The organism is Hymenobacter agri (genome assembly GCF_054778495.1).
Genome location: NZ_BAAGZM010000138.1, coordinates 1 through 8,570, shown reverse-complemented (window position 1 = coordinate 8,570; position 8,570 = coordinate 1). Strand labels below are relative to the sequence as shown.

Annotated in this window: 9 protein-coding genes and 1 pseudogene; 7 read left to right on the top strand and 3 right to left on the bottom strand. The window is 60.6% G+C overall.

From position 1 onward, the window contains the following. The 5 genes and pseudogenes from ACYVDE_RS09290 to ACYVDE_RS09270 all read left to right on the top strand — a co-directional run. Window positions 1-208, top strand: a pseudogene (locus ACYVDE_RS09290) (tRNA (adenosine(37)-N6)-threonylcarbamoyltransferase complex transferase subunit TsaD); the annotation flags it as partial. A gap of 110 nt (window positions 209-318) precedes the next feature. After that, window positions 319-780 carry an SsrA-binding protein gene (gene smpB, locus ACYVDE_RS09285; protein WP_460501215.1) on the top strand — a complete coding sequence of 154 codons (462 nt, stop codon included), beginning with the start codon at window positions 319-321 and terminating at the stop codon, window positions 778-780. A 141-nt stretch (window positions 781-921) separates the two neighbouring features. Then, window positions 922-1,713 (top strand): C40 family peptidase, encoded by a 792-nt coding sequence (locus tag ACYVDE_RS09280; RefSeq protein ID WP_460501214.1) that lies wholly within the window; start codon window positions 922-924, stop codon window positions 1,711-1,713. 164 nt (window positions 1,714-1,877) lie between these two features. Beyond that, entirely contained in the window at window positions 1,878-2,369 is a 492-nt protein-coding gene (locus ACYVDE_RS09275; RefSeq protein ID WP_460501213.1) for an HNH endonuclease, read from the top strand. Window positions 2,370-2,451: 82 nt separating this feature from the next. Further along, the gene (locus ACYVDE_RS09270) at window positions 2,452-3,519 is read left to right on the top strand and encodes a fatty acid desaturase family protein (protein WP_460501212.1); all 1,068 of its coding nucleotides are present in this window, start codon (window positions 2,452-2,454) and stop codon (window positions 3,517-3,519) included. Between the two features lie 153 nt (window positions 3,520-3,672). Here the strand turns inward: ACYVDE_RS09270 and ACYVDE_RS09265 are convergent, their stop codons facing one another. The 3 genes from ACYVDE_RS09265 to ACYVDE_RS09255 form a co-directional block, all read right to left on the bottom strand. Continuing rightward, on the bottom strand, window positions 3,673-4,512 hold the full coding sequence (locus ACYVDE_RS09265; RefSeq protein ID WP_460501211.1) for an alpha/beta fold hydrolase: 840 nt from the start codon (window positions 4,510-4,512) through the stop codon (window positions 3,673-3,675). Window positions 4,513-4,602: 90 nt separating this feature from the next. After that, a complete protein-coding gene (locus ACYVDE_RS09260; protein WP_460501210.1) occupies window positions 4,603-6,402 on the bottom strand; it encodes an ABC transporter ATP-binding protein in 1,800 nt (599 codons plus the stop codon). Between the two features lie 113 nt (window positions 6,403-6,515). Further along, window positions 6,516-6,887, bottom strand: coding sequence for a DoxX family protein (locus tag ACYVDE_RS09255; protein ID WP_460501209.1), 372 nt, complete (start codon window positions 6,885-6,887; stop codon window positions 6,516-6,518). Between the two features lie 378 nt (window positions 6,888-7,265). Between ACYVDE_RS09255 and ACYVDE_RS09250 the strand changes: the two genes are divergently transcribed. Together ACYVDE_RS09250 and ACYVDE_RS09245 are read left to right on the top strand one after the other, a co-directional pair. Beyond that, the gene (locus ACYVDE_RS09250) at window positions 7,266-7,652 is read left to right on the top strand and encodes an STAS domain-containing protein (RefSeq protein WP_460501208.1); all 387 of its coding nucleotides are present in this window, start codon (window positions 7,266-7,268) and stop codon (window positions 7,650-7,652) included. A gap of 97 nt (window positions 7,653-7,749) precedes the next feature. Then, window positions 7,750-8,570, top strand: an 821-nt coding sequence (locus ACYVDE_RS09245; RefSeq protein ID WP_460501207.1) for a PAS domain-containing protein, incomplete at its 3' end; no start/stop codon positions are given.

The following is an 8,570-nucleotide window of genomic DNA, read 5'->3' as shown; positions in this document are numbered from 1 at the left end:
GCTGGCCGGCGGCGTGGCCGCCAACTCGGGCCTGCGCACCGCGCTCGAAGCCGAGGCCGCCGTGCAGGGCTGGCAGGTATTCATTCCGGAGTTTCAGTTTTGCACCGACAACGCCGCCATGGTGGCCATGACAGCCCACTTCCAGTTCGAGGCCGGCGAGTTTGCCGACCAGCTCACCAGTCCCAGCCCGCGCCTGAAGCTGACGTAGGCGTAGCTTCGCGCCCCGTTTGCGCCGTATCATTCGCAGCACCTGCTTTCGCGGGTGCCGGAACCGCGCCGCTCTGCACCTGCGAAAGCAGGTGCTCCAATTCGACCATCATGGCCAAAAAAGACGACAAGCCCACCATCATCAACATCAAAAACCGCCGCGCCAGCCACGAATACAGCTTCCTGGCCAAGTACGACGCGGGCGTGATGCTGCAGGGCACCGAGATAAAAAGTATCCGCGAGGGCAATGTGAACCTGAGCGACGGCTACTGCACCTTCGACCACCGCGGTGACCTCTGGATTCACAGCATTCGCATTGCGCCTTATTCGTTAGGTACTTACAACAACCATGACGCCATGCGCGACCGCAAGCTGCTGCTCAACAAGCGCGAGCTGAAGCAGCTGGCCGGTAAGAAAACGGACCAGGGTCTGACCATCATCCCGCTGCGTTTGTTCGTAACCGACCGCGGCTTTGCCAAAATCGAAATCGCGCTGGCCCAGGGCAAAAAGCTGTTCGACAAGCGCAACGACCTCAAGGAAAAGGCCCAGAAGCGCGACATGGAAAGAATGTGATGATTTGAGAATGTGAAGAATGTGGAAATATGATGTTAGCAAAGCTTCATTCGAGCCAACAGTAGCATCTTTGTAGTCCGTTGGAAGCATGAGTTCATCTGCATTCTCACATTTCCACATCACCCACATTCTCACATTATTTTGAATCCCGGTATCTGCGCGCTCAGCGCCGTCCCCGTTCGCGCCGAGCCCAACGACCGGGCCGAGCTTGTGACCCAGCTGCTTTTTGGTGAGTGCTACCAGATTCTGGCCACGCAAGGCAACTGGTTTCAGATTCGGCTGGCCGCCGATGACTACGTGGGCTGGATGGACTTCAAGCAGCATACGCCCGTGTCGGCCGAATATTATGCCGCCTGGGGCGCGCAGGACCACCCCCGTGCCCTCGACGTGGTGCAGGCCGTGAGCGACGCCACCACCAAAATTCCGCTCACGCTGGGCTGTCGCCTGCCGTTTTTCGACGGCATGAACGTGCGCATCGGCGAGCGCAGCTACTTTTACAACGGCACGGCTACTAACCCCACCGCCGCGTCCGACGTGGCCCGGCAGGTGGCGCTGCTGCGCAAAGTGGGCCTGATGTACCTGAAAGCGCCCTACGTGTGGGGCGGCAAAAGCATTTTCGGCCTCGACTGCTCGGGCCTGTGCCAGCAGCTCTACGGCCTGATTGGCGTGCAGCTGCCGCGCGATGCCCGCCAGCAGGTCGACCACGGCCGCCCGGTGCATTTCGTGACGCAGGCCAAACCCGGCGACCTCGCCTTTTTCGACAACGCCGAGGGCCGCATCGTGCACGTGGGCATGGTGCTCGATGAAGGCCAGATTCTGCACGCCCACGGCGAAGTGCGCCTCGACCCGCTCGACCACAACGGCATCTTCAACCGCGACCGCCAGAAGTACTCGCATCAGCTGCGCCTCATCAAGCGCCTGCTGCCGGAGTAGGGGCGGGGGAGAAGAAACGAATAATCAGAACGAGATGCCTCGGCTGCGCTCGGCATGACGTTCTGATTAACCTAAACGTAACCGCTGAACTTAACCTTGCCACGCTTGTTTATCTACTCGGAAACCGCTAGCTTTCGGCGGGTTATCCGAACCCACAAGCGTGTATGGACCAAAAAGTGTTAGTGCTGAATGGCGACTATACCGCCATTACCCTGTGCAGCGTGCAGAAGGCGTTTGTGCTCCTGTTTCTGGATAAAGCCGAGATGGTGGCCAAGTCGGAAGGCACGCTCCGAACGATTTCGCAGGCCTACCCCAAGCCAAGCATCATCCGCTTGCAGCGCTACGTTCGCGTGCCCTACAAAGGCATTGCCCTGAGCCGCCACAACATCTTCAAGCGCGACCATTTCGAGTGCCAGTACTGCGGCTCGACTAAAAACTTAACATTGGACCACGTGATGCCCCGCTCGCGCGGCGGCGAGTCGAGCTGGACCAACCTGCTCACGGCCTGTGCCCGCTGCAACCACGCCAAGGGCCACCACACGCCCAACGAGGCCGGTATGACCATTCGGCAGCAGCCCAAGAAGCCCACGCTGGCGGGCTTCTTGCGCCTATCGGCGGGCACCATCGACCAGAATTGGCACGCGTATCTGAATTAAGTTTAGGCCTTAGCCAACTAAGTTCAGGCCGATGGTGTTGGGAAGGGTACCTTTACGGCTCACCATTCCCCAAACCTTGCCTATGGCCCTTCCCCGCTTTGCTGCGACCCGCTCGTTTCATACCGAGCTCAAAACTCGAATCAATCATTACTTCGAAGAATCGGGGCAGCGAATGACGGGAAATTTCAGCCTCCTGTTTAAGGCAGGGCTGTTGGTGGGGGCCATGATTGGCCTGTACGTGCACTTGGTATTCTTTACGCCGCCCGCGCTGTGGGCGCTGCTGGAGTGCGCGCTGCTGGGCTGTGTTATTGCAGCCATCGGCTTTAATGTGATGCATGATGGGGCGCACGGCAGCTTCTCGCGCTTTGCCTGGGTGAATAAGCTGGCAGCCTACACACTGGGCGTGCTCGGCGGCAGCCCATACATGTGGAATTCCAAGCACAACCTCATCCACCATACCTACACCAACATCGAGGGCCACGACGACGATATCAACATCCAGCCCTGGATGCGGATGTCGCCCGAGCAGCCCAAGCACGCGCTGCATCGCTACCAGCACCTCTACTTCTGGGCGCTGTACTGCATGCTCTACATCTCCTGGATTTTTGCGATGGATTATCAGAAGTACTTCTCGCGCCAGATTGGGGCAATTGGGCTCAAGCCGATGAACACCGGCGAACACGTAAGCTTCTGGGGATTTAAAGCGCTGAATATGCTGCTGTACATCGCGCTGCCCATCTATTTTGTGGGCTTTGGCCCCTGGCTGGCGGGCTTCCTGTTGAGCACGGCCGTGGCCGGCCTGGTGCTGAGTATGGTGTTCCAGCTGGCGCACACCGTGGAGGATGCTGCGTTTCCGGTGCCTCACGCAGTTACGAGCAAGCTCGAAGACGAGTGGGCCATTCACCAAGTGCGCACCACGGCCAACTTCGCCACCGACAACAAGCTGGTGAGCTGGCTGGTCGGCGGCCTCAACTTCCAGATTGAGCACCATCTGTTCCCGAAAATCTCGCACGTGCACTACCCGGCCATCAGCAAGATTGTGCAGCAGGTGTGCGCCGAGTTCGACATCACCTACAACAACTACAAGCACACCCGCACGGCCATGCTCTCGCACGTGATGTACCTGCGCCAGATGGGCCGTATGGCGTAGAGACGCATATTTGCGTCTCATCGTGTGCTCCATCAGGCTATTATTGTTCAACGACGAGACGCAAGTATGCGTCTCTACATCGTTCAGCATGACCAACAAAAAGCCCCGACGCAACCGCGTCGGGGCTTTTTGTTGGGTCCTAAAACCTGCCGATTATTTGCCGCCCACGAAGGCCAGCAGGTCTTTGGTCAGTTTGTCCTTCTCGGTGAAGAAGAGGCCGTGGGGGGCACCTTCGTACACTTTTAGTTTGGCGCCGGGTATCATCTCGGCGGTGCGCTTGCCGCTTACTTCGAAGGGCACCGTCTGGTCCTTATCGCCGTGGACGACCAGCGTGGGTACGGTTACTTTCTTGAGGTCGTCGCGGAAGTCAGTAGCCGAGAACGAGGTTACGCAGTCGTCGGTGGCGTTGGGGGCGGCCAGCGAGGTCACGGTCTGGTTCCAGTTCAGCACGGCTTGGCTTACGGGGTGGCTGATGAGGCTCTGGCCGTAGAAGTCTTTGGCGAAGCTTTCGAGGAAAGCGAAACGGTCCTTCTTGATGCCTTCATGCATGCCGTCGAACACTTTTTGCGGCACGCCGTCGGGGTTGTCGCCGGTTTGCAGCATGTAGGGCGTTACGGCGCTCACGAAGGCCACGCGGGCCACGCGGTCCTGGCCGTAGTTGCCGATGTAGCGTGCAATTTCGCCGCCGCCCATCGAGAAGCCTACCAGCGACACGCCGGTCAGGTTGAGTTCGGTGAGCAGGGCGTTGAGGTCGGCGGCGAGTGTGTCGTAGTCGTAGCCGCCCCAGGGGCGCGACGAGCGGCCGAACCCGCGCCGGTCGTAGGCGATGACGCGGTAGCCGGCTTGGGCCAGCGCCACGGCCTGGTGCTCCCACATGGTATGGTCGAGGGGCCAGCCGTGAATGAGCACGACCGGCGCGCCCTGGCCCCAGTCTTCGTAGAAAATATTCACCGGATGCCCGGCCTTGTCGTTGCCTGCTTTGATATGAGCCATTGCGCGAGAGAAAAGTTGAGGTTAATTGGTCTTCTCTCTTACTTCGGGGCCGAAAGCAAGGTTGCCGAATGCCAAGGTTTTATTGGGGCGCTACGCCAGGGCCGCCGACGTTTCGGCCTCCTTGCGCTCGCCAATCTGCTGGCGCCACATGGCGTAGTACAGGCCCTTCTGGGCCAGCAGTTCGGCGTGGCCGCCCTGCTCGGCAATGTGGCCGCGCTCGAGCACGAAAATGCGGTCGGCGTGCAGAATGGTGCTGAGGCGGTGGGCGATGAGGATGGTCATGTGCTGGCGCGAGCCCGACAGCTCGCGCACCGTTTTGCCGATTTCCTCCTCCGTGAGCGAGTCGAGGGCCGAGGTGGCTTCGTCGAATACCATGAGGGTGGGCTTGCGCAACAGGGCGCGGGCAATGCTGAGGCGCTGCTTTTCGCCGCCCGAAACTTTCACGCCGCCTTCGCCAATCACGGTGTCGAGGCCCAGCGGGGCGCGGGCCAGCAGCGTATCGGCCGCGGCCTGGTGCAGGGCCAGCAGGCACTCCTCGTCGGTGGCGTGCGGGGCCACGAAGCGCAGGTTTTCGCGGATGGTGCCGGCGAACAGCTGGGTGTCCTGCGTCACGAAGCCGATTTGCTCGCGCAACTCGTCGAGGTCGATTTCGGAGCCGGGAATGCCGTTGTAGCGAATTTCGCCCGCCAGCGGCGGGTAGAGGCCCACCAGCAGCTTCACCAGCGTGGTTTTGCCCGAGCCCGAGGGGCCCACGAAGGCAATGGTTTCGCCCAGCTTCACGCCAAACGAAATGTTGGTAAGGGCCTGCCCCTTGGCCGTGAGGTGCTGGAAGCTGACGTGGTCGAAAGCCAGGTTGTCGATGTGCGCAACGGACTTGGGGTGCGCCGGCTTCACGTCTTTGGGCGTGTCGAGAATCGTCTGGAAGTTGCCCAGCGAAATCTCGGTTTCGCGGTACACGCCGATGATATTGCCCAGCTCCTGCAGCGGCCCGAAAATGGAGAACGAGTAGATGAAAAACGAGAAAAACTGCCCCAGCGTGATGTGGTGCTGCACCAGCAGGTACAGCAACAGCAGCACAATGATGTTGCGCAGCAAATTCACGAACGTGCCCTGCACGAAGCTGAGCGAGCGCAGGTAGCGTACCTTACGCAGCTCCAGCTTCAGGATTTTGTTGGTAGTAGCATTCAGGCGCTCGGTTTCCTGCTGGGCCAGGCCGAGGCTTTTGATGAGCTCAATGTTGCGTAGGCTCTCGGTGGTGGAGCCGGCCAGGGCCGTAGTTTCGGCCACAATGGTTTTCTGAATCACCTTGATGCGCTTGCTGAGAAAAAAGCTCAGAATACCCAGCAACGGAATGGTGAGGAAATAGCCCAGCGCAATGGGCCAGTACACCGTAATGGCGTACCACATCACGAAAATGATGCCCACCAGCGCCGTAAACAGCACGTTCACGAAGCTCTGAATGAGCTTCTCCACATCAATGCGCACTTTCTGGAGCTTGCCCAGCGTTTCGCCCGAGCGTTGGTCCTCAAATACTTGGTAAGGCAGTTCCAAAGAGTGGCGCAGGCCGTCGGCGTACATCTTGGCGCCCAGGCGCTGAGTGATGACGTTGACGTAGTAATCCTGAAAGTTTTTGGCAATGCGGCTCACCATGGCCGCGCCCAGCATCAGGCCGATGTAGGGGATGGCCTCCTTGAAGAAAGGCCAGAATGGTACGTCCCGGATGCTGCTGGCCAGTGTGGCTAGGCTCGCATCCTTAGGCGCGAAGTGGTCGATGAGCTTGCGGAAGAAGTACGGGTCGAGTAGCGAAAATACCTGGTTGACGGCGGCCAGCCCGAGGGCCAGCACCAGCAGCGGCCAGTAGTTGCGCAGGTAGCTGTATAAAATTTTCATAAAGAGAAGAGGGCACAAAAGGAGCCCGGCCAGGCTGGCCGGAAGGCAAGCAACCCGGCCGGGCGGCAATAGTTTGGGATTGTGCCCGGCGAGTGGCCGGGCGGGCTTGAGCCTTATACTGCCCGGGCATCGGTGCGACTGCGCAACAGCAGCACCACCACAAGTAGCACCAGGCACACAATAGCCGCCGTGCCGCCGGCCAGGCCACCGGGAATTTTGGTGGCGTGCATGAACACCGCGCCAATCATAATTATGATGAGGCCAATAGCGGCCAGCCGCACCGTGCGCGGCACCAGCAGCCCGATGCCGCCCAGCAGCTCGGCCCCGCCAATGAGGGCGGCCATCCAGCCGGGCAGCCCCATGCTCTCAAACATGCTGGTAGTGCCGGCCAGGTCCAGGAGCTTATGGCCGCCCGAATAGATAAACATGGCGGCGAGCAGGGCCTGTAGAATCCAGGCAATGATGTTGCGTACGGAAGGAGTCATGTAAAACGGAAAAAAGTGAATGAAAAAGGTAGTACGGGCTCCACTGCCCGCCGGTGGTGCACGTCGGCTTGCGGCAGCCGCAAATTGAAACCAAATATGTTACGTCTGGCCCGTGCGGACCAACAGACCCGCCCGGCTGCCGTGGCAATACGCCCGCCCAGCTATGGCGGTGCGGCATGCTAGCGGCATTGGGACAGGAATATGGGATGTAAGCAAGCATATATCCGTATTCGACATGAGCAAAACCCGTACTTGTGCGGGTGTGATAAGGGTTGATTATCACGATATTTGTACGGTTGCAGTGACATCCGACTGAGTGGTGAGCAGAAGCCGCCCGGACGAATGCTCTGCCGCCCCGCACTCTTTCCCATTCCCGCTATGACAACAGTATTTCATGAATTGCTGCCGGAAAGCTACTTGCTTATTCTGGCTCCTGGCAACGACGGGCCCTCTGAGGTGGCATTGGCTCGCCAGCTGCGGCGTGCCGAACGCAGCGGCAAATCCGAAGTATGGGTTGATTGCAGCCTGCTCAACGAGCTTTCGGACGAAGCGGCCCAACTGCTCTGGGATGCTCACTACCAACTGCAAGAGCAGTTTGCGCGCTTGGTGCTGGTGCATGTGGCCGAACCCGTGCGCCAAGTGCTCCTGGCGCAGCACCTCGGGCCCATGCCGCGCATCGTGCCGACGCTGCTCGACGCGGCCCGGCCCCTGCCGATGATGCGCCGGACCGAAACCCAGACGCGGCAATTAGCCCACGCCCGGTAGCAGCGAGCAGTTTCGGGTAAGGCAAAACCAAGGCCAGCCGCCGGAGGTTGTCGGGCCGGCTGGTTGTGCCTACCTTCCGGTTGATTCCCGTTTTGCGATGTCTACTGTTTCTTCCGATGCCGGCTTGCCTTTGCTTCGCCCCGCCGCCGACGCGCAACTGCAGCTGCGCGAGCTGCAGGCCCGGGTGCGCACGCTGGAGAAACAAAATGCCGCACTAACCGCCAGCGAAGCCCGCTTCCGCAAGGTATTCACCAACAGCCACGATGCGCTCGTATTGCTGCAGGCCGGCCAGTACGTCGATTGCAATGCGGCGGCGCTGCGCCTGCTCGGTGCTACGCGCCGCGAGCAGCTGGTCGACACCACGTGGTGGCGCCATGCCCCCGAGTTCCAGCCCGACGGACAGCGCACCCGTGAGGTACTGCGGGCCAATGTAGCCGCCGCCATTGTCGCGGGCTCGAAGCGCTGCATGGTGCTGATGCGGCGCCTCAGCGGCGAAGAAATTTGGGTAGAGGCGGTGCTCACGCCCATGGAAACCGACGCCGCCGAGCCCCTGATGCACATTCGGTGGCGCGACGTGACGTCCACCCGCGAGGCGGCCCGGCGGTTGCAGGCCAGTGAAAGCCGGTTGAACCTGGCGCTGGCCGCCTCGCAAACGGGCGTATTCACCTGGGACTTTGCCACCGAGCAGGTAGAGGCCGATGCCACGGCTTGCATGGTGTTTGGCTTGGCGGTAGGCACGCGGCCCGTGCCGTTTGCCCGCATCCAGGCGGGCCTGCACCGCCACGACCTGGCGCGGGTGTGGGGCGGCCTGCAGGCCGCCATTGCCGTGCAGGAGTCCCTCGACCTGGAGTTTCGGGTGGTGTGGCCCGATGCCTCGGTGCACCACCTCAGCCTGGCCGGCCGGGTGGTGGCCAACGA